This is a genomic window from Allobranchiibius huperziae, assembly GCF_013410455.1.
Classification (GTDB): domain Bacteria; phylum Actinomycetota; class Actinomycetes; order Actinomycetales; family Dermatophilaceae; genus Allobranchiibius; species Allobranchiibius huperziae.
In genome coordinates this window covers 101,257-120,587 of the sequence record NZ_JACCFW010000001.1, presented here as the reverse complement: position 1 = coordinate 120,587, position 19,331 = coordinate 101,257, and the positions used below count along the sequence as shown (strand labels likewise).

The 19,331-nt window shown below is 69.9% G+C and carries 20 protein-coding genes; 11 read left to right on the top strand and 9 right to left on the bottom strand.

Annotated elements, in window-relative coordinates; genetic code table 11:
- Positions 1–45: 45 nt before the first annotated feature.
- From HNR15_RS00625 to HNR15_RS00585, 9 genes are all read left to right on the top strand, one after another.
- Entirely contained in the window at positions 46–1,362 is a 1,317-nt protein-coding gene (locus HNR15_RS00625) for an adenosylmethionine--8-amino-7-oxononanoate transaminase (protein ID WP_179478247.1), read from the top strand.
- Complete coding sequence (locus HNR15_RS00620) at positions 1,359–2,477, top strand: 8-amino-7-oxononanoate synthase (protein WP_179478245.1); 1,119 nt, start codon at positions 1,359–1,361, stop codon at positions 2,475–2,477. Before HNR15_RS00625 ends, HNR15_RS00620 begins: the two co-directional genes overlap by 4 nt.
- Positions 2,474–3,169, top strand: a complete 696-nt coding sequence (bioD, locus tag HNR15_RS00615; protein WP_179478243.1) for a dethiobiotin synthase — start codon at positions 2,474–2,476, stop codon at positions 3,167–3,169. Before HNR15_RS00620 ends, bioD begins: the two co-directional genes overlap by 4 nt.
- A 270-nt stretch (positions 3,170–3,439) precedes the next feature.
- Positions 3,440–3,901: a hypothetical protein gene (locus tag HNR15_RS00610; RefSeq protein ID WP_246305868.1), complete on the top strand. Its 462-nt coding sequence runs from the start codon at positions 3,440–3,442 to the stop codon at positions 3,899–3,901.
- Between the two features lie 29 nt (positions 3,902–3,930).
- Positions 3,931–4,617, top strand: a complete 687-nt coding sequence (locus tag HNR15_RS00605; RefSeq protein WP_179478239.1) for a DUF4142 domain-containing protein — start codon at positions 3,931–3,933, stop codon at positions 4,615–4,617.
- On the top strand, positions 4,614–5,264 hold the full coding sequence (locus HNR15_RS00600) for a sortase domain-containing protein (protein ID WP_179478237.1): 651 nt from the start codon (positions 4,614–4,616) through the stop codon (positions 5,262–5,264). Before HNR15_RS00605 ends, HNR15_RS00600 begins: the two co-directional genes overlap by 4 nt.
- Positions 5,265–5,377: 113 nt before the next feature.
- On the top strand, positions 5,378–6,163 hold the full coding sequence (locus HNR15_RS00595) for a VOC family protein (RefSeq protein ID WP_179478235.1): 786 nt from the start codon (positions 5,378–5,380) through the stop codon (positions 6,161–6,163).
- Between the two features lie 60 nt (positions 6,164–6,223).
- Positions 6,224–7,636 (top strand): adenylosuccinate lyase, encoded by a 1,413-nt coding sequence (purB, locus tag HNR15_RS00590; protein WP_179478233.1) that lies wholly within the window; start codon positions 6,224–6,226, stop codon positions 7,634–7,636.
- Positions 7,637–7,775: 139 nt separating this feature from the next.
- Positions 7,776–8,057 (top strand): metal-sensitive transcriptional regulator, encoded by a 282-nt coding sequence (locus HNR15_RS00585; RefSeq protein ID WP_179478231.1) that lies wholly within the window; start codon positions 7,776–7,778, stop codon positions 8,055–8,057.
- A 13-nt stretch (positions 8,058–8,070) separates the two neighbouring features.
- Here HNR15_RS00585 and HNR15_RS00580 read toward each other — a convergent pair whose 3' ends face one another.
- The 6 genes from HNR15_RS00580 to HNR15_RS00555 form a co-directional block, all read right to left on the bottom strand.
- On the bottom strand, positions 8,071–8,724 hold the full coding sequence (locus HNR15_RS00580) for a VOC family protein (protein WP_179478229.1): 654 nt from the start codon (positions 8,722–8,724) through the stop codon (positions 8,071–8,073).
- A gap of 67 nt (positions 8,725–8,791) precedes the next feature.
- Positions 8,792–9,619: a TrmH family RNA methyltransferase gene (locus HNR15_RS00575; protein WP_343048349.1), complete on the bottom strand. Its 828-nt coding sequence runs from the start codon at positions 9,617–9,619 to the stop codon at positions 8,792–8,794.
- A gap of 121 nt (positions 9,620–9,740) precedes the next feature.
- Entirely contained in the window at positions 9,741–11,069 is a 1,329-nt protein-coding gene (locus HNR15_RS00570) for an ROK family transcriptional regulator (protein WP_179478225.1), read from the bottom strand.
- A gap of 22 nt (positions 11,070–11,091) precedes the next feature.
- Positions 11,092–12,516 (bottom strand): sugar ABC transporter permease, encoded by a 1,425-nt coding sequence (locus HNR15_RS00565; protein WP_179478223.1) that lies wholly within the window; start codon positions 12,514–12,516, stop codon positions 11,092–11,094.
- Entirely contained in the window at positions 12,513–13,232 is a 720-nt protein-coding gene (locus HNR15_RS00560; protein WP_343048348.1) for an ATP-binding cassette domain-containing protein, read from the bottom strand. The genes HNR15_RS00565 and HNR15_RS00560 overlap by 4 nt, the downstream gene beginning before the upstream one ends.
- Before the next feature lie 206 nt (positions 13,233–13,438).
- On the bottom strand, positions 13,439–14,596 hold the full coding sequence (locus tag HNR15_RS00555; protein ID WP_218883496.1) for a sugar ABC transporter substrate-binding protein: 1,158 nt from the start codon (positions 14,594–14,596) through the stop codon (positions 13,439–13,441).
- A 361-nt stretch (positions 14,597–14,957) separates the two neighbouring features.
- Between HNR15_RS00555 and xylA the strand changes: the two genes are divergently transcribed.
- Positions 14,958–16,151, top strand: a complete 1,194-nt coding sequence (xylA, locus tag HNR15_RS00550) for a xylose isomerase (RefSeq protein WP_179478220.1) — start codon at positions 14,958–14,960, stop codon at positions 16,149–16,151.
- A 93-nt stretch (positions 16,152–16,244) separates the two neighbouring features.
- On the top strand, positions 16,245–16,775 hold the full coding sequence (locus HNR15_RS00545; RefSeq protein WP_179478219.1) for a helix-turn-helix domain-containing protein: 531 nt from the start codon (positions 16,245–16,247) through the stop codon (positions 16,773–16,775).
- Between the two features lie 59 nt (positions 16,776–16,834).
- On the opposite strand, the gene HNR15_RS00540 is transcribed toward HNR15_RS00545, so the two are convergent.
- The 3 genes from HNR15_RS00540 to HNR15_RS00530 all read right to left on the bottom strand — a co-directional run bounded on the left by HNR15_RS00540 (position 16,835) and on the right by HNR15_RS00530 (position 19,275).
- Positions 16,835–17,752: an SGNH/GDSL hydrolase family protein gene (locus HNR15_RS00540; protein ID WP_179478218.1), complete on the bottom strand. Its 918-nt coding sequence runs from the start codon at positions 17,750–17,752 to the stop codon at positions 16,835–16,837.
- Positions 17,753–17,890: 138 nt separating this feature from the next.
- Positions 17,891–18,643, bottom strand: coding sequence for a methyltransferase domain-containing protein (locus HNR15_RS00535; protein ID WP_179478217.1), 753 nt, complete (start codon positions 18,641–18,643; stop codon positions 17,891–17,893).
- 53 nt (positions 18,644–18,696) lie between these two features.
- A complete protein-coding gene (locus HNR15_RS00530; RefSeq protein WP_179478216.1) occupies positions 18,697–19,275 on the bottom strand; it encodes a TetR/AcrR family transcriptional regulator in 579 nt (192 codons plus the stop codon).
- Between the last annotated feature and the right edge of the window lie 56 nt (positions 19,276–19,331).

Here is a 19,331-nt window from a genome sequence, read left to right as displayed (position 1 = left end):
AGTGCGCATTTCAGAACGAGCCCGGCCGGCTGATTGGATGCGGGGGTGTCCGACCCGTCGCAGCTGCTGTCCTACGACCGTGACCACCTCTGGCACCCGTACTCCTCGGTCACCGAGCCCGCGCCGACCCGCCTGGTGGAGTCCGCCAGCGGGATCCGCCTGACGTTGCGGGACACCGATGGCACCCGCCGCGAGGTCATCGACGGCATGTCGTCGTGGTGGTGCGCGATCCACGGGTACGCCGTGCCCGAGCTCGACGCGGCGGCCCAGCAGCAGCTCGGCCGGATGAGCCACGTGATGTTCGGCGGACTCACCCACGAACCGGCGATCACGTTGGCGCGCAAGCTGATCGAGCGAGCCCCGGCGTTCGACGGGCAGGCCCGGCTGAAGCACGTCTTCCTGGCCGACTCCGGCTCCGTGAGCGTCGAGGTCGCCCTGAAGATGGCGTGGCAGGCGCATCTGACCGGCGGGCGGACCCGGCGCAAGATGTTCACCATCCGCGGCGGTTACCACGGCGACACGCTGGCCCCGATGAGCGTGTGCGACCCCGTCGGCGGCATGCACCGCCTCTTCACCGGCGTGCTCCCCGAGCAGGTCTTCGCGCCCCTGCCGCCGGCCGGGCTCGACGGTGACGACGCGACCTACGACGAGTGGGAGAGCGCCACCCGCCGGCTCTACGAGGAGCACGCACCCGACATCGCGGCGGTCGTGCTCGAGCCGGTCCTGCAGGGCGCCGGGGGCATGCGCATCTACCCACCGCGCGCGGTCCGGTTCCTGGCCGCACTGGCGCGCGACCACGGTGCGCTGGTGATCTTCGACGAGATCGCCACCGGTTTCGGCCGGCTCGGGACGATGTGGGCCGCCGACCAGGTCGAGGTCGTGCCGGACATCCTGTGCGTCGGCAAGGCGCTCACCGGCGGCTACCTCACGCTGGCCGCGGTCCTGTGCACCGCCGACGTCGCCCGGGCGGTCAGCGGCGGGGAGGCCGGTGCGCTCATGCACGGGCCGACGTTCATGGGCAACCCGCTGGCCTGCGCGATCGCGTCGGCCAGCATGGACCTGGTGACGCCGACCCGCATCGGCCGCGCCCGGCAGATCGAGGCGGAGCTGCGCGGTGCGCTGGAGCCCGCGCGGGCGCTCGCGAGCGTGCGCGACGTACGCGCCATCGGAGCCGTCGGCGTCATTCAGCTGCACTCCCCCGTCGACACCGAGGCGGTCACGCGGGTCGCGCTGGAGCAGGGCGTGTGGCTGCGACCTTTCCGCGACCTGGTCTATGCGATGCCACCCCTCGTGAGCGATGCTGATGCCATCGAAACCATCGGCGGGGCGATGGTCTCCGCAGTGGAACAGGTGCATGGATGAGTACATTCGAGCAATACCTGCAGTCCCAGGCTGCGGAGCGTGATGCGGCGGGGCTGACGCGTCGGGTGGTCGCCGGTGTGGGCCACCAGGCGATCGACCTCGCGGGCAACGACTACCTGGGCCTGCGCCGCGATCCGGCGGTGATCGACGCGGCGGTAGCAGCCCTGGAGTACTTCGGATCCGGAGCCGGGGCATCCCGGCTGGTGACCGGCACCTGGCCCATCCACGAGGACCTCGAGACCGCCCTGGCAGAACACCTGCAGATGGAATCGGCGCTCGTCTTCTCCACCGGCTACCAGGCCAACCTCGCGGCCATGACCGCACTCGCCGACGACGACACCCTGATCGTCTCTGATGCGCACAACCACGCCTCGATCATCGACGGAGCGCGCCTGTCTCGGGCGGCGGTCGAGGTCGTCCCGCACGGTGACCTGGCGGCGTACGAACGCGCCCTGCAGGAGCGCACGCAGGCCCGCGCCGTCATCGTGGTCGAGTCGATCTACTCGGTCTTCGGCGACACCTCTCCAGTGGCCGAGCTCGCCGATCTGGCCGCCCGGTACGACGCGCTCCTGGTCGTCGACGAGGCGCACGGCCTCGGGGTGGTGGGCGACCACGGCGAGGGTCGGGTCGCCTCCCTGGGACTGGCTGGCGCGCCGCACATCGTGGTGACGGTCAGCCTGGCCAAGGCGCTGTCGTCCCAGGGCGGCGCGGTGCTCGGCTCGGACCTGGTGCGCAGCCACCTGATCAACACCGCGCGGCCGTTCATCTACGACACCGGCCTGGCCCCGGTGTCCGCAGGTGGCGCGCTCGGGGCACTAGACGTGCTGATCGAGCGACCCTCCCTGGCCAAGGAGGTCCGCGAGATCATGGGCGAGCTGGCCGCGGCGTGCGGCGTCCCCACACCCGCGGGCGCCGTCCTGTCCGTCGCCATGCCCGGCCCGCGGGAGGCACTGGCGGCGGTCGACGTGTGTGCGGCGCACGGCGTGCGCATCGGCTGCTTCCGCCCACCATCGACGCCTGACGGCAGTTCCCGGCTGCGGCTGACCGCCCACGCCGGTCTCTCGGCCAAGGACGTCGAGCACTGCGCGCGGGTGCTGCGCACGGTCTCCCGGTGAGCAACCCCTGCCCGGTCATCTGCATCAGCGGCACCGACACCGAGATCGGCAAGACCATCGCCACCGCCGCGATCGCGGCAGCGCTGACCGGGCACGGCCAACGTGTGGTCGCGGTCAAGCCCACCCAGACCGGACTGGCTCCCGGTGAGCCCGGGGACGCCGACGAGGTCGCCCGGCTGACCGGCGTCGACGTGCGCGAGTACGTGCGTCTCCCCGAACCGCTCGCCCCCGACATCGCGGCGCGGCGCGCCGGTGTCTCCCTGCCGACCGTCGCCGAGCACGCCGCCCGGGTCGCCGACCTGGCCCGCAGCGGCGAGTACGACGTGGTACTCGTCGAGGGCGCCGGCGGGCTCCTGGTGCGGCTGGACGCCGACGGCGGCACCCTCGCCGATCTCGCGACCGCGCTGGGGCGCGACGGGGTCCGCGCTGGGTTCGCGATCGTCGTACGCGCCGGCCTCGGCACCCTCAACCACACCGCGCTCACCCTCGAAGCCCTGGAGGCCCGCGGTCTGGACCTGGTGGGGCTGATCGTGGGATCCCTGTCGGAAACACCGGATCTGGCGGCCGAGACCAACCTGGACCAGCTGCGCGACCTGGCCGACGACCGGTGGATCGGCACCATCCCGGAGGGCGCCTCACGCCTGGAGCCCCGGGCGTTCCGCCGCGCCGCCGCCGACTGGCTGGTGCTCTAGGAGCCCACCGATCGGTGCGCTCGGCCCGGCTAGCCCTACGAAGTTAATGTGCAGCGCTCATCATTAATGAGGAGCGCAGCACACTAACGTGCCGATCGGCTGCATAAGTCTGCCCGCACGGGGGTAAACGCAGTGGTGGCGGCGGTCAGATCGCCACCGCATCCGCACCAGCCGACAACAGAAAAGTGAAATCCCGTGTCCCAAGGAACCAACCTCCTGTCTCGATCAGCGCACGATCTCTCCCTTGCCACCTGGTTCGGAGGATCTCTGATGGGAGCCGTGGGCCTCAACGGTGCGACCGCGAAGGCCAAGGACCCCTCCGAACGGCTACGGCTGTCCACCCTCGGGTGGGCTCGCTGGACGCCGATCCAGATCGCCGCTGCCGGCGTGCACACCCTCGGCGGGCTCGGCCTGATCGCCGGCAACCGCTCGCGGGTCGCCCACGACTCCGGCGCCCAGGCGAACACGGTCGTGAAGACCGTCCTCACGGTCGCCGCGATGGGCGCGACCGGCTACTCCGGCTATCTCGGCACCAAGATCGGCAACCACGCGCACGAGGGAGGCGCCGGCGCGACCGAACCGTCGTCGTCCGCGTCGAAGGAACTCACCTCCGCGCAGAAGCAGCTCGCGATCGTGCAGTGGGTCATCCCTGCACTGACCGGGGTGCTCGTCGTGCTCGGAGCCCAGCAGGGCGAACAACAACGCGGCCTACGCGGCCTACTCGATGTCTGAATTCCACTCTCACACATAGGAGTCTGATCATGTCGATGCATCGCACCCGCTACATCACACTCGCCGGGGCGTCACTCGCCGTCGCAGCGACCTGCCTTCCCGCCACCGCCTTCGCGGCGACGTCGCCGAGCACGGCCGACAAGACCTTCGTCACGGCCAACGAACAGGTCAACCTCGCCGAGATCGCCATCGGCCAGCTGGCGATGACGCACTCGTCGTCGGCCGCCGTGCATACCCTCGCGCAGAAGACGATGTCGGACCACATGGCCGCCAAGGCCAAGCTGACGACGGTCGCCGCGAACCTCGGCCTGACGCTGCCGAGCGCGCCGAACGCCATGCAGCAGGCCCAGGCGGCCCAGCTGAAGGGACTGACCGGGTCCTCGTTCGACCAGCTCTATCTGCGTGACCAGGTCGCCGGACACGAGACGTCGATCGCCGGTACCGACACCGAGATCAGGACCGGCTCCAGCGAAACCGTCGTGAGCTACGCGCGCGGCTACCTTCCGGTCGCCCAGATGCACCTGCGGATGGCGCAGGCAGACTTGGCGTCCTCCTCCGGCAGCGGGCCCGGCAGCGTGCAGGCCGGCTCGGGTGGGCAGGCCGCCACCAACGGGGGCACCGATCTGCGGCTGGGCTGGACCGCCGGCGCCGTCGGTCTGGCGCTGCTCGGCGGAGGCGCCGTGTACGCCGACCGCAGGCGGCGTGCGCTGCGGTGAGACCGCTGCTGACGCTCGGGGTCGGGCTGCTCGCCGCCGCGATCGGCGCCGGGGGCGTCGCGCTCTCGAACCATCCGGCGAACGCGGTTCCGCGCGATTTCGGATCGGTGGCGTCCTCGACCGGGACACCGTCCGGTCCGGTGAGCGCGGCACCGCGTCGCGCACCGGGGATCGCCCCGGTGCAGGACGCGGTGCCCCCGGCTGCCCCGGTGCGGATCACGATCCCCTCGCTGCGCGTCTCCGCACCGCTGACCAACGTGGCGCTGGACGGCGCGAACTCGCTCGTCGTACCTCAGGATCCGCACGTGGTCGGGTGGTGGCAGGCGAGCGCGCTCGCCGGGTCGCCGATGGGCACCACGGTGCTGGACGGTCATGTCGACACCGCGGCGCAGGGACCCGGCACGTTGTTCCGCCTGCAGGACCTCCGAGCGGGGGCCACGATCGTCCTACGGGCCTCGAACGGCCACGAGTACACCTATCGGGTCACGACCCGTCGGGTCCTGAAGAAGTCCGGTGGCCTGCCGGCGAGCCTCTTCAGCCCGACCGCGCCGGGGACGCTGGCCGTCGTCACCTGCGGCGGACCGTTCGACCGCGCCATCCACCACTACGTCGACAACATCGTGGTGCTTGCGAGCCCGGTGAGCTGACCGCGACCGCGAACCGGCCCGTCGATGCGTACGGCGGGCCGGTTCGCCGGGTCGGTAGGGTCGGTCGAGTCCGCCCACCAGCGGTGGGCCCACCCTGCGAAGGAGCACTCCCGATGCCCGTGCGAGACGTCAACTGGCCGGTCGGCAGCCCCTGCTGGGCGGAGTGCTCCTTCGAGCCGGAGCACCGCGGCATGACCCACGCCCGTGACTTCTACGAGAAGCTCTTTGGCTGGCGTACGGAAGAAGGCGTCTCGGGAAGCGGCGGCGCCGGGAGTGCGGCCTACGTGACGTGCTTCAAGGACGAGCGCGCGGCGGCCGGACTCTCACCCATGCTGGCCGAGGGTGAGCGCCCGTCGTGGCTGACCTACCTCGCCACCGACGACATCGAGGAGGCCGCGCAGGCGGTGCAGCGGGCCGGCGGCATCGTGCACGTCCCGCCGGCCGACGCGGGCGACCTCGGGCGGCTGGCGTTCTGCACCGACCCCACCGGCGCCTACTTCGCGCTCTGGCAGGCGGGCACCCACAAGGGCTTCGGCATCGTGGCGGAGCCCGACGCGGTCGCGTGGCACACCCTGCTGACCCGGGATCTGGCCGGGGCCAAGGCCTTCTACGGCGAGGTCTTCGGCTACACCTTCGAGGACCGCGCGCCCGACCTCAGCATCGCGAAGCTGCCAGGCGGCGCGGAGGTGGCCGGGTTCCACCAGGCCGACCAGCTGGCCGACGACGTCCCGGCCAACTGGCTGGTGCACTTCGCGGTGAGCGACCGCGACTCCTCCGCGCAGATCGCGCAGAGCCTCGGCGCGCAGGTGCTGATGACCAGCCACTCCCCGATGGGGCCCGAGGCGCTGCTGCAGGGCAAGCACGGCGAGGTCTTCACCGTCGTGCAGGTCACCGACTGACACGCGCCCTCACACTCCGCGATTCGTCGGGTACGACGGCGGGCTGAGAGGATGACCGCCATGCGTTCGCTCGCCTCCGCCACCCCGCCGATCGCCCTCGGCGCCCTCGACGGCCGGTATCGCGGAGTCGTCTCCGCACTGGTCGACCACCTCTCGGAGCCGGCGCTGAACCGGCAACGCGTGCACGTCGAGGTGGAGTGGCTGATCCACCTCACCACGGTCGGCGCGGTGCCCGGCGTCCGCGCCCTGACCGAGGCCGAGCAGGCGCAGCTGCGCGCGATCCCGCAGGACTTCGACCTCGCCGACATCGAGGAGCTCGCCGAGATCGAGCGCGAGACGGTGCACGACGTGAAGGCAGTCGAGTACTACCTCAAGCGCCGCCTGCCGGCGATCGTCGGCGAGCAGGACGCGCCCGCGCTCTCCGAGCTCATCCACTTCGCCTGCACCAGCGAGGACATCAACAACCTGTCGTACGCGCTGATGGTGCAGGGCGCCGTTACCGGCGTGTGGGCCCCGAAGGCAGCGCGCCTGGTCGAGCAGGTGGCCGACATGGCGCGCGAGCTGGCCGACGTGCCGCTGCTCGCGCACACCCACGGCCAGCCCGCCACGCCCACCACGATGGGCAAGGAGATCGCCGTCCTCGCCCACCGCCTGGGCCGGCAGCTGCGCCGCATCGAGGGCGCCGAATACCTCGGCAAGATCAACGGGGCGACCGGCACGTACGGCGCACACACCGCCGCCGTTCCCGGCACCGACTGGATCTCCGTCAGCCGCGACTTCGTGGAATCGCTGGGCCTGCAGTGGAACCCGCTCACCACGCAGATCGAGAGCCACGACTGGCAGGCCGAGCTCTACGCCGACGTCGCGCGGTTCAACCGGGTGCTGCACAACCTGTGCACCGACTTCTGGACCTATATCTCGATGGGCTACTTCGCCCAGGTGCGCGGCCAGGGCACGGTCGGGTCGAGCACGATGCCGCACAAGGTCAACCCGATCCGGTTCGAGAACGCCGAGGCCAATCTCGAGGTCAGCAACGCGCTGCTCGACGTCCTCGCCGCGACCCTCGTGCAGTCGCGCCTGCAGCGCGACCTGACCGACTCCTCGATGCAGCGCAACATTGGCACGGCGTTCGGGCACTCGATGCTGGCGTTGGACAACGCGGGCCGCGGCCTCGCCGGGCTCGACGCCGTCCCCGCCGCGATGGCCGCCGACCTCGACCGCAACTGGGAGGTGCTCGGCGAGGCGATCCAGTCCGCGATGCGCGCGCTGGGAGCGGCCGGCGTCGAGGGGATGGATCAGCCCTACGAGCGCCTCAAGGAACTCACCCGCGGGCGCCGGATCACCGGCGACGACCTGCGCGAGTTCGTGCGCGGGCTCGGCTTCCCGCCGGAGGTGCAGGAACGGATGCTGGCGCTGACGCCCGCGTCGTACGTCGGCCTCGCACCGCAGCTGGTCGACTTCCTCGAGCGCTGACCGCCGGGCGACCGGCACGCTCCTGCTGCGGACCTCGTAATGGCCCGCTCGGCCCCGAACGACCCGCCCGCACCCTCGGCGCGAATACCCCCGAGGGGTACCCTGGGGGCGACACCAGACACCTAGAGGATTGGTCGAGATGGCCGGCTATTCAGGCAGCAAGCAGGACTACCTCACCCGGCTGCGCCGGGTGGAGGGACAGGTCCGGGGCATCCAGCGGATGGTCCAGGAGGACGACTACTGCATCGACGTGCTTACCCAGGTCAGCGCGATCACCAAGGCGCTGCAGTCGGTGAGCCTGGGGCTGCTCGAGGACCACATCGCGCACTGCGTGGTCGATGCCGCGCGGGAGTCCGAGGAGGCCGCCCACGACAAGGTCGCCGAGGCGTCGGCGGCGATCGCCCGGCTCGTCAAGAGCTGAGCGACGCGCCCGGTCAGATGGTGACGGGACCGTCAGCGGTCTCGAAGCTCACCGAGATCAGGCCGGGCGTGCCGTGCGGGGCGGCGAAGTCGAAGGTGATGCCGGGCTCCCACTCGTCGCGATCGACACCGGGCTCGCCGTTGAGTCCGAGCCAGTCGCGCACCCGCACCGGAGACCCGCCGATCTGCAGACGAGTCAGGCTGGCCTCGGTCGGACCGTCGCCGGAGGGGTGCGGCACCCCGTCGGCCCACTGGATGAAGTAGGGCACCTGGGCGTCGGAGGTGAGGCCCTTGACGCCGAGCTGCTTCCAGGACAACTCGACCCCGTCGGGACGGTGCCGGTTGCCGGGCGCCGCGGCGCGGCCGACCAGTCCCTCGGCGATGCCGATGTCGTTGACCCGCACGACCCAGGCGAGCCAGCCGCCCCCCGCCTCGGAGCACGCGCGCACGGCCTGGCCGAAGGGAGCCTTGTCCGATGCGGGGTGGTCGAGCACCTCCACGACCTCGACGAACCGGTCGTTCTTGAGGGGAATGATCATGTTGCGGGTGCCGAACCGAGGGTGGATCCCACCGTCGTTGGGTTCGACTCCGAGAAGGGCCCCGACCCGCTTCGCGGTGGAGATCAATCCGTCTGCAGCGGCGGCGTACACCACATGGTCGACTCGCATGCTGAGCATCGTGCCACCCGCTGCCAGGTGGCTCCAAGCTGGGTGTGGGATAGCGGCTCCGGCACTCTCAGCGGGGGGTGTGCGGGGCGGCCGAGCGGCGCTGCCGGACAGCCTCGTAGAGCAGGATCGCCGCGGAGGTGGCGACGTTGAGGGAGTTGGCCGTGCCGGACATCGGGATGGCGACCCGCTCGTCGGCTGCGTCGAGCACCGAGCCGGTCAGGCCCTCCTTCTCGGTGCCGACGGCGATCGCGACGGCGCCGGTGAGATCGACGTCTGTGTACGACGTGCGGGTATCGGGGGTGGCCGCGACCAGCCGCACGCCGCGGGCGCGCAGCCACGCCAGCGTCTCCGCGGTGGGCGCCGTCGCCACGGGCACCGCGAAGACGGTGCCCTTCGAGGCGCGTACGACGTTGGGGTTGCCCCAGTCGGTCACCGGGTCGGCCGAGACGACGGCGTCCACGCCGGCGGCGTCGGCCGTGCGCAGCATGGCGCCGAGATTGCCCGGCTTCTCGACACCCTCTGCGAGCAGGATCAACGAATCATCCTTGGTCGCAACGTCGTCCAGCGCCGTCCCCGCGAGTGCGGCGACGGCTACGATGCCGTCCGCGCCCTCGCGGTAGGCGATCTTCTCGAACGCCGCGCGGTTCAGCCGGGCGATCTGCGCGCCGCGTTCGCCGGACTCCCGCACCAGCTGTGCCACCTCGGCGCCGGCGGACGCGAGCTCGGGGCAGTACAGCAGCTGACGGGGCACCACCCCGGCGTCGACCGCGAGCCGCAACTCGTCGTACCCCTCGATCAGCGTGAGGCCGAGCTCGTCGCGCCGCCGCCGCTTGCGCAGGGCGACGACGTCCTTGAGCCGCGGGTTGGACGGCGAGGTGATCAGGAGTTCGGACACGACGACGACCCTACGGTCGTCACGGGACCGGCCGCGCCACCTGCCGCGAACGGGGGTCGACCGCCCCGGCCGCCTGGGACCGGCGCCCACGGACTCGTGATCGGTTTCGGCGACCTGGTCCTCATCCCGCTGACGACGACTGCCGGCCAGCTCGTCCTTCACCGGCTCTGACCGCGGGCCGTGCATGCCGGCTCCGACCGTGGGCCTCCCGGAACGGGACGGCATCGAGGCCGCCCAGCACCTCGGTCTGGCCGCGGTGTGCCGATGCCGTCGCCAGCGGAGCCTCCAGCAGATCGGTGAAGACCAGCTCTGCCGCCCCCAGCAGGGTCGCGTCCTCGCCCAGACCCCCGAGGCACACGCGCGCCGGTTCACCGGGTGCTCTGGCCATCAACGCGTCCAGGGAGGACTGCAGATCCTCCTGCCGCTCGTCCAGGAGCCGGCTGAGGGAGCCTCCGATGACGATGAGCTGCGGATTGACCAGGTGGGAGATGCTCGCCAGCCCGACGGCCAACCACTGGCACACGTCGTCGATCGCGGTCTGGGCGAAGACGTTGCCGTCGTCGGCATCCTTCATCACCTCGCCGATGCCGGATGCCGACGTCTGACCGGAGAGGCCGGCACGGGCGAAGAGCGCGCGCTCACCGACGACCTGCTCGAAACACCCCTGGTTGCCGCAGTAGCACAGCGGCCCTCCCGGCTGTACGACGATGTGGCCGATCTCGCCTGCCAGCCCGTGCGCGCCGAGGAGCGGCACACCGTCGACGAGGAAGCCCGCACCGACACCCACCCGGGCGATGAGGTAGGCGACATCGTCGACGTCGCGCGCGACCCCGCGCAGGTGCTCGGCCACGACACCGAGGTTGGCGTCGTTGCCCAGATGGATCGGGATGTCATCGCCGAATGCGACCTGCAGCATCCCCACCAGGTCGACGTCGTCCCAGTGCAGGTTCGGGGCGGTCAGGATCCGGGAGTCGCGTCGGCGCACCGTCCCCGGCACGCTCACCCCGACGCCGATCAGCCAGCTCTGCCCGGGGATGCTGTCGGCCAGGGCGCGCACGCCCGCGACCACCTCCGCGACGATCTCCTCCGGCGCGATGACGTCGGCCAGATCGATGGAGTGACGTGCCAGCACCCGCCCGCCGAGGGCGACCGCCGCCACCGTGAGGTGACTCACGGCGACGTCGACCGCCACGGCGTACGGGCCGTCGGTGCGCGGTCCGACGATCGGTGAGGGCCGACCCGCCGTGCCGCGCGCGGCGGGTGCGTACTCCGACACCAGCCCCAGCTCCTCGAGCTGCGCGACCAGCACCTTGATCGTGCTGCGGTTGAACCCCGTCACGCGCGTCAGCTCGGCGCGCGACAGCCGCCCCCGGCGGTGGATCTCGGACAGGACGATGCGCAGGTTGTGACTTCGGATGGACTGGTGGCCGGATGAGATCTGACGTGCCATTACTCGTCCCCCCGCCAGGAGGTCACAGGCCGGAGGAACCCGCCCGACGACGGGACAGAGCGTCGACGGCGGCGGCCAACATGAGCACCACTCCGGTCACGATGTACTGCACGGCCGCACTGTTCGTGCCCTTCACGAGGTTGGACATGCCGTTGTAGATGACCTCGACGACGGCACCACCGACGATGGCGTCGATCATGCGCCCCTTACCGCCGAAGAGGCTCGTGCCACCGATCACGGCTGCACCCACCGCCAACAGCAGGGTGTTGCCGCCGTAGTTGGCGACACTCACCGACTGCACGTTCGAGCCGATCATGATGCCGCCGATGGCGGCCATGGCCGAACAGAGGACGAACACCGAGATGCGGATCCGGTCCACGGGGATACCGGCCCGTCGGGCGGCCTCCTCGTTGCCACCGACGGCGTACACGTGGCGGCCGTACCGGGTGCGGCTCAGCACGAACGTCCACACCACGAAGAACGCGATGATGATCGGGACGACCCACGGGACTCCGGAGAGCTCCTGCGCAGCCACCTTGACGAGCTTGCCGTTGACCGTCTTGAAACCGGCCGCCTGGTTGATCGACCGGTTCTGGTTGAGCGCGTAGACGGCGAGGAACGTGCCGACCGCGATCGCACCGACCTTGAAGGCGATGACCGCGATGGGCTCGGTGTTGAGACCCTGGCGGCGTCGACCGTTCTGGGCGAGGAACTTGACCGCGGCGTACCCACCCACGATGAGGACCGCGAGCAGCCAGCCCGCCCAGATCGGCATCTGGTTTCCGTCGAAACCGTTGACCACCGAGTCGGTGATCGTGATGTCGCCCTTCTGACCCTTGCCGTTGTTGGCGATGTAGAGCGCCACACCCTGGAACGCCAGGAAGAACGCGAGGGTGACGACGAACGACGGGATGCGCACCTTGGCGCGCAGGAAGCCGATCAGGAAACCGATGATCACGCCGGTGAGGATCGCGGCACCGATGGAGACCGGCCACGGGGCGTGGTACCCCACCATGAGTCGCACCATCACCGTGGCGCAGACGCCCGCGGCGAAGCCGGCGGACAGGTCGATCTCACCGAGCAGCAGGACGAAGACCAGGCCCATGGCGATGAAGATCGGGCCGGCGCCCTCGGTCAGCATGTTGCCCAGGTTGAACAGCCCCTTGAAAGTGGGCTGCAGGATGCTGAAGACGATGACGAGCAGGACGAGCCCGGTGACGGCGGGCAGGGAGCCCATCTCGCCGCCGCGCAGGCGCTGCAGGTAGTTGGTGACGTACGCCGACACGCTGTTGCCGGTCGGCACCGTCGTGGCCACGGCCTCGAGCGAGCCGGCCTTCGGCGCGGAGACGTTCCGGGTGGCGCCGGTCGTGCCTTCTGTGCCCTTGGTGCCCTCTGTGCCGTTCGCGTCGGTGTCCACCGAGGCAGGGGGCTTGTTGATGTCGTTCATTCTGCGACTCCCGTGGTCATCGCCGGCACGCCAGCGGTCTTGCCGGTGGTGATGAGTTCGACCAGCTGCGTCTGGTTGACCTGGGAGCGCTCGACCATCGCGGCCATCTTGCCCAGGTACAGCGTGGCGATCCGGTCGGAGACCTCCAGCACGTCGAGCATGTTGTGCGAGATCAGGACCACGGCCAGGCCACGGTCCGCCAGCCGGCGCACGAGTGAGAGGACCTGCGCCGTCTGCGCGACGCCCAGCGCCGCGGTCGGCTCGTCGAGCACGACGAGCTTGGAGTTCCAGAGCACCGCCTTGGCGATGGCGACCGTCTGGCGCTGGCCACCGGAGAGGCTGGAGACCCGCTGGCGCACCGACTTCACCGTGCGCACCGACAGCGACGCGAGCGTCTCCTCGGCGGCGTGCTCCATGGAGTTCTCGTCCAGGACCGCCTTCTGCACCCGTTCACGACCCAGGAACATGTTCTGCACGATGTCGAGGTTGTCGCACAGCGCCAGGTCCTGGTAGACGATCTCGATCCCGAGCGCCGAGGCGTCACGGGGGGTGTGGATGTTCGTCGACGCACCGTCGAAGGAGTACTCGCCGGAATCGATGGTGTACGTGCCACTGATGCACTTCACCAACGTGGACTTGCCGGCTCCGTTGTCACCGACAAGAGCCGTGACCTCACCCGCGCGGGCCTCGAAGTCGACGTCCTGGAGGACGTGCACGGGACCGAAGCTTTTGTTGATACTGCGCAATTGCAGTAGTGGCTGATCGGGCACTGCGGCGTTACCTCCGGTTCGATGGGTGCCGGGCGGCTGCCGAAGGGGCACGACCCGGTTGCGTCCGCCTCCGGGCCGGCCGGCGAGATGCCGACCGACCCGGACGCTGGACCTTCAGTGCGCCAGTCCGCAGGTGCTACTGGCGCGGGGCGTCACTTGACGCCGTTGGAGGTGCACATGGCGGCGAAGCTGCCGGTGCACACGGTGTTCTTCGGAACGTAGCCGTCGTTGATCGGACGCGCGACGTTCGCCTTGGTGATCACGATCGGCGTCGCCAGGATCGACGGCACCTTCGCCTTGGTGGTCGGGTCCTCGACGGTCGCCGTGGTGGACGGGACCTTGCCGGTCACCAGCTGCGCGATCGCGTTGATGGCCGGGCCGGCCTCCTCGGTGGTCGGCTTGTAGATGGTGAAGCACTGCGAACCGTCCATGACGCGCTGCAGACCGGCCGCCGAAGCGTCCTGCCCGGAGACGGCGACCTGGCCGCTCAGGTGGGAATTCTTCAGGTCCGTGATGACGGCGCCGGCCATCGTGTCGTTGGCGACCATGACGGCCTTGATGCCCGGGTGGGCGGCGAGCATGGTGCTGAACTCACGACCCGCGGTCGGGGCGTCCCAGTTGCCGTCCTGCTCGGCGACCTTGGTCCAGCCCTTGGTCTTGCTGAGGACGCTCTCGTATCCCTGGCGGAACAGTGTGGCGTTGTTGTCCGTCGACGCGCCGTCGATCTGGGCGTACTGCACGGAGCTCTTGCCCTTGACCTGCGAGCACTGCGTGAGGGCCGTGCCCTGCGCGACACCGACCTTGACGTTGTCGAAGGAGATGTAGAGCGACGCGCCGCCACCGGGGGTGAGCCGGTCGTAGTCGACCGTGAGGACGCCGTTCTTCTTGGCCTGCTGCTCGATCGCCGCGCCAGAGGCCGGGTCGAGGTTGACGATCATCAGGACCTTGACCTTGTTCGCCAGCATGCCGTTGGCGATGGTCTTCATCGTCGCGGCGGAGCCGTTGGCGTTCTGGATGTCGCAGTTCAGGTTGTCGGCCTTGCAGTCCGCCTTCAACGCCGTGGGATCAGCGGTGATCCAGCGCGGCGAGGAGGTGGTGTCCGGCAGGATGATGCCGACCTTGGCGCCCTTGCCGTCGAACGTGCCGCCGCCGGCTGCCGAGCTGGAGGAACCCGAGGACGACGACGAGCTCGAGGAGCTCGACGAGCTCGAGCCGCCGGCGCTGGAACTGCTGCCGCCGCTCTTGCTCGAGCTGCCACAGCCCGTGAGAGCCATGGTCCCCACAGCCCCTGCGGCGATGAGGATGTTCATGCCTTTGCGCATAGATCCCGCCCTTTCGCGGTTGTCTGAACGCGCCGGCCGCTCCGGTCGACACGCTGATGTAACGGCGCACAACATATGGCCGTAGTGTCGGCACTGGAAGCATCCTCGCGGAAGCGTGACCGACCTGTGACCTGCGCCACAGATCGCCCTCGTTGTGCAACGGTGGGCAGCGACGTCGTACACCGTCGCCACCTCGCATGAACGCCGTGTTCAGTGGCTGAAAGCAAGCTGTGGGCGCGATCCGCCAGTCAACTTTCGCGGCGCGGCGACCCGGGCGTGACGCCCCGGATCGGACGCCACGACGAACCGGACCGAACTGCATCCGCACACCGACGCATGGGAGTTATGTATGGCACTCATCCCTACCCGCGAGGACAAGTTCAGCTTCGGGCTGTGGACCGTGGGGTGGCAGGCGCGCGATCTCTTCGGTGAAGCCACCCGGCCGGTGCTCGCCGGAGTCGAGGCAGTCCACAAACTCACCGAGCTGGGCGCGTACGGCATCACCTTCCACGACGACGACCTGATCCCGCCGGGCAGCTCGACCGCCGAGCGGGACCGCATCGTCGCCGAGTTCAAGCAGGCCCTCGCCGACACCGGCATGGTCGTCCCGATGGCGACCACGAACCTCTTCGGCGACCCGGTCTTCAAGGACGGCGGCTTCACGAGCAACGACCGTTCGGTACGCCGCTACGCGCTGCGCAAGGTGATGCGCAATATGGATCTCGCTGCGGAACTGGGAGCCGAGATCTACGTGTTCTGGGGTGGCCGGGAGGGATCCGAGGTCGACTTCGCCAAGGACGTCCGCTCCGCCCTGGACCGCTACCGCGAGGGCATCGACCTGCTCGCTCAGTACTCCATCGACAAGGGGTACGGGATGCGGTTCGCCATCGAACCCAAGCCCAACGAGCCCCGCGGCGACATCCTGCTCCCCACGATCGGACACGCGCTGGCGTTCATCTCCCAGCTCGAACACGCCGACATGGTCGGGATCAACCCCGAGACCGGCCACGAGCAGATGGCCAGCCTCAACTACACCCACGGGATCGCGCAGGCGCTGTGGCAGGACAAGCTCTTCCACATCGACCTCAACGGTCAGAAGGGTCCGCGCTACGACCAGGACATGGTCTTCGGGTACGGCGACCTGCTGCAGGCGTTCTCCACCGTGGATCTGCTCGAGAACGGCGCGCCAGGCGGCAGCCCGACGTACAACGGTGACCGCCACTTCGACTACAAGCCGCTGCGCACCGAGGACATGGACGGCGTCTGGGAGTCGGCGCTGGCCAACATGGAGCTCTATCTCGAGCTGCGCGAGCGGTCCAAGGCGTTCCGGGCCAGCCCGAAGGTCCAGGAGGCCCTGGCGGCGTCCGAGGTTGCCGAGCTCGCTCAGCCGACGCTGAACAAGGACGAGACCTGGGAGATGCTGCTGAGCGACGAGGCGGCGTACGAAGGGTTCGATCGCGATGCCGCCGCCACTCGGGGCTACGGCTTCGCGCGCATCCAGCGGCTGGCCGTGGAGCACCTGCTCGGCGTCTCCTCGGACTGACCCCCGACCGACGTTCATCCCCGTCAGGTCCGTGACCTGAGGGGGATGGACGAGCCGGTGGTGGACGTGGGTGCCAGTCGCTAGATTGCCAGCATGACGGTGCTGCCCGTTTTCGACTTCCCGCAGTTCGTGGCCGCCTTCGACGCGAAGCGGCGCGAGCGTGGCCTGGACTGGTTCGAGTTCGCCGGGGAGTTGTGGGAGCAGTCCTCGGACCTGAACGCCGAGCGGGAGGACGACCACCCCCTCTGCGGTGGCGCGGTGTCCCGGCTGGGCGCGCGGGGCGAGACCTCCTGCCAGTACGCGCTGTTCATGCTGCGCTGGCTCGACGAGGCTCCTGAGGCCTTCCTGACCGGCCCGGTCGTGGACGTCGGCGACACCCGCCTGCCCGAGCCGGGCCCGGACCGCCGACTGCGGTGGGACCTGCCCCGGCTGCACACGGCGTTGAACGACGAGCGCCGTGAGCAGGGACTGACCTGGGCACAGCTGGCGGAGCAGATCGGATGCACCCCCGCGCGGCTGACCAACCTGCGGTCCGCGCGTCAGGCCGACCTGGCACTGGTGATGCGCGTGACGCAGTGGTTGGGCAGACCGGCTGCGGCGTTCGTCCACTCCGCCCGGTGGTGAACGGACGATCCCGGGGCCGATCAACGCCGTGATCGGCCCCGGGATCGGTCAGTGGCGGGTCAGCGACCCGCGTGGGCGCGGATGCACAACTGCAGCAACGTCTGACGCGCCATGGCTGCCTCACCCACGGCGTTCGGGTGCACCGGGAAGGCGTTGACCGGACCGACCGCCGGCTCGATCCACCGCTTGCTCTCGGGCTGGCAGGCGTCATGGCCGGTGGAACTCGGCGCCATGTCGATGAAGCGCGATCCGGTCTTCCACGCCGCGCGCCGTACGACGCTGTTCAGCACGTTCTCCTCGTGGTGCAGCCACGGCACGTCACCCAGCGAGATCGGCATCGCCGGGTAGCAGGCCAGAGAGCCGGTCGCGGGCAGGATCTCGGGGTATCCGACGATCGCGACGGTCGCGTGCGGAGCCTTCTCGTGCACCGCACGCAGCGCGGCCACCAGGTGCGGGTAGGTCTGGTTGACGATCTCGTCGGTGAACGTGGATCCGTACTTCTTCTGGCAGGGGTTGCCCGTGATGTCCGTGGAGGAGATGGCGGCACAACCGAAGAACGAGTCGACGAACACGTCCTCGTCGTTGCCGCCGATGGTCATGGTGACCAGGCGGGTCTTGTTCGTGACCGCGTCGAGCTGCGGGGCGACGCCGGCCGACTGGGAGGAGTAGAAGTCCGAGGTCTTCGCGCCGCTGCACGTGACGTCGGTGAACGAGGTCGGCTTCGTGACCGCAGCGATGTCGTGGGCGTAGTTCAGGGTCGAGCGGCTGCAGACGGGCGGGGATCCCACCACGGACGGCTGGACGCCGGCCGCCGAGGAGTAGCTGTCGCCGAGCGCGACGTACGGGGAGGTCTTGACCGCGTGATGGTGGCGGTGCCCCCATGCCGGGGCTGCCGACGCGGAGGCGGGTCCGGCGGCGACGACTCCCATCGCGGCGGCGAACATGGTGGCGGTGAGGACACTGGTGGTGCGACGCATGAAGATCTCCGATGACCGTCTGAGAAATCGTTCCTGACCGCGTGCCCCGGGCCAGTAGGCGCTCGAGACGCCCGCATCGCAACGTAGCAACCACCCACACACCAGGCAATGGCCCGCTCGGCGCATACCGAGGGCCACTCATCGGCGCCGCGAGATCACGTGCAGCTGTGCTGCCAGCGCCCGGTACGGATCGCGGCACCCCGCCTCCGTCTCGGCGCGCAGGCACGAGTCCAACGTTTCGGGATCGACCGCGGTGCTGGCGCCGACGGCGTCGGTGAACACGCGAACGCCGTACCAGGCGATGATCTCCAGCCCCACGTCGGCGCACCACCGGCGGGCCTCGGTCAGGGTGTGTGCACGCGCGGTCGCGCCGAGCTCGTTGACGTACGACGTCGCGTCGAACGCGTCGAGAGCGCCCGCCCAGTCTCCGCGGATGCCCGGTCGGAACGCGAGCGCGTCACCGTTGCGGACGGTGAAGGAGACCACACCGCCCTCACGGGCACGGTCCGCAAGCACGCCCACTGTCTCGCGCGCATCCGGCACGTACATCAGCAGACCGTGGGCACACACGAGATCGAAGCGCTCCCCGCCCAGCACCTGCGCGAGATGCTCCACGTCGCCTCGCAGAGCACGGACCGCGTGTCCCCGCGACTGCGCGTCCTCCCGGAACCGTCGGAGGAGAGCCGGCGAGGGATCGACGCCCGTGACGGCCAGACCAGCGTCCGCGAGGTGGATCGCCTGGGTCCCCTGACCGCATCCGACGTCGAGTGCGGTGCCGAGCCCGTCCAGATGCGCTGCGAGCTGCTCTTTGATCAGGTGCTGCCGGACGGCGTTGCGCAGCCCGCCGAGTCGCTCGACCCAGACTCCCTCGACCTCACCGAACGACGCCACCGGTCCAATGTGCTCGGCCCCTCCGACACCCGCTCAGCTCGATGGGTGAGCACTCAACCCAACGAGGAGGTCGCCGCTCGCAGGTCGTCCAAGGCGGCCACCGCGCGATCGGCGAGCCCTTCACCGTCCGAGGAATCGCCTTCGGACCACTCGGCGAAGCCGCGCTTGAAGGCAAGGACCCCCAGCTCCGCGGCGAGATGGGCCGTCGGGCCCGGGACGCCTCGCGCGGCGAGGGCCTCCGTCATCGCCGCTGCGAGACCGACGCTCTTGAGGGCGTCGCGTTCCTGGAGTTCCGTGCTGGCCGCCACCGCCGCCCTGATGCGCGGGCCGATCTCGCGGTTCGTGGGACCCATCGCGCCCGACGCGCGCCGCAGTCCGGCCGCGACGGCCTCCAGCGGGGTCGCGCTCGACGGCGCTTCGGCGATCCCGTCGGCGAGCAGTCGGCTCAGGGTCTCCTGGCCGGCGACCAGCAGCTCCCGTTTGTCGGAGAAGTGCCGGAAGAAGGTGCTCTTGGTGACTCCGGCCCGTTCGGCGATCTGCGAGACGGTCGTGGCGTCGTATCCCTGCTCGGTGAACAGATCGACCGCCGCGACGACCAGCCGCTGGGTCGCGCCGGGTTGCCATCGAGCCATCGCCACATCCTAGGTGATGGGACATCGGTCTCATCATCGGTGTAGCGTGATGGGAC

Excerpts from the sequence above, each read along its gene's own strand:
- HNR15_RS00585 (WP_179478231.1), top strand. The coding sequence starts at position 7,776 with ATGGCCGGCTATTCAGGCAGCAAGCAGGACTACCTCACCCGGCTGCGC.
- HNR15_RS00545 (WP_179478219.1), top strand. The coding sequence starts at position 16,245 with ATGACGGTGCTGCCCGTTTTCGACTTCCCGCAGTTCGTGGCCGCCTTC.
- HNR15_RS00595 (WP_179478235.1), top strand. The coding sequence starts at position 5,378 with ATGCCCGTGCGAGACGTCAACTGGCCGGTCGGCAGCCCCTGCTGGGCG.
- HNR15_RS00610 (WP_246305868.1), top strand. The coding sequence starts at position 3,440 with ATGGGAGCCGTGGGCCTCAACGGTGCGACCGCGAAGGCCAAGGACCCC.
- HNR15_RS00540 (WP_179478218.1), bottom strand. The coding sequence starts at position 17,752 with ATGCGTCGCACCACCAGTGTCCTCACCGCCACCATGTTCGCCGCCGCG.
- HNR15_RS00570 (WP_179478225.1), bottom strand. The coding sequence starts at position 11,069 with ATGGCACGTCAGATCTCATCCGGCCACCAGTCCATCCGAAGTCACAAC.
- xylA (WP_179478220.1), top strand. The coding sequence starts at position 14,958 with ATGGCACTCATCCCTACCCGCGAGGACAAGTTCAGCTTCGGGCTGTGG.
- HNR15_RS00580 (WP_179478229.1), bottom strand. The coding sequence starts at position 8,724 with ATGCGAGTCGACCATGTGGTGTACGCCGCCGCTGCAGACGGATTGATC.
- HNR15_RS00605 (WP_179478239.1), top strand. The coding sequence starts at position 3,931 with ATGTCGATGCATCGCACCCGCTACATCACACTCGCCGGGGCGTCACTC.
- HNR15_RS00565 (WP_179478223.1), bottom strand. The coding sequence starts at position 12,516 with ATGAACGACATCAACAAGCCCCCTGCCTCGGTGGACACCGACGCGAAC.
- HNR15_RS00555 (WP_218883496.1), bottom strand. The coding sequence starts at position 14,596 with ATGAACATCCTCATCGCCGCAGGGGCTGTGGGGACCATGGCTCTCACG.
- HNR15_RS00620 (WP_179478245.1), top strand. The coding sequence starts at position 1,359 with ATGAGTACATTCGAGCAATACCTGCAGTCCCAGGCTGCGGAGCGTGAT.
- HNR15_RS00530 (WP_179478216.1), bottom strand. The coding sequence starts at position 19,275 with ATGGCTCGATGGCAACCCGGCGCGACCCAGCGGCTGGTCGTCGCGGCG.
- purB (WP_179478233.1), top strand. The coding sequence starts at position 6,224 with ATGCGTTCGCTCGCCTCCGCCACCCCGCCGATCGCCCTCGGCGCCCTC.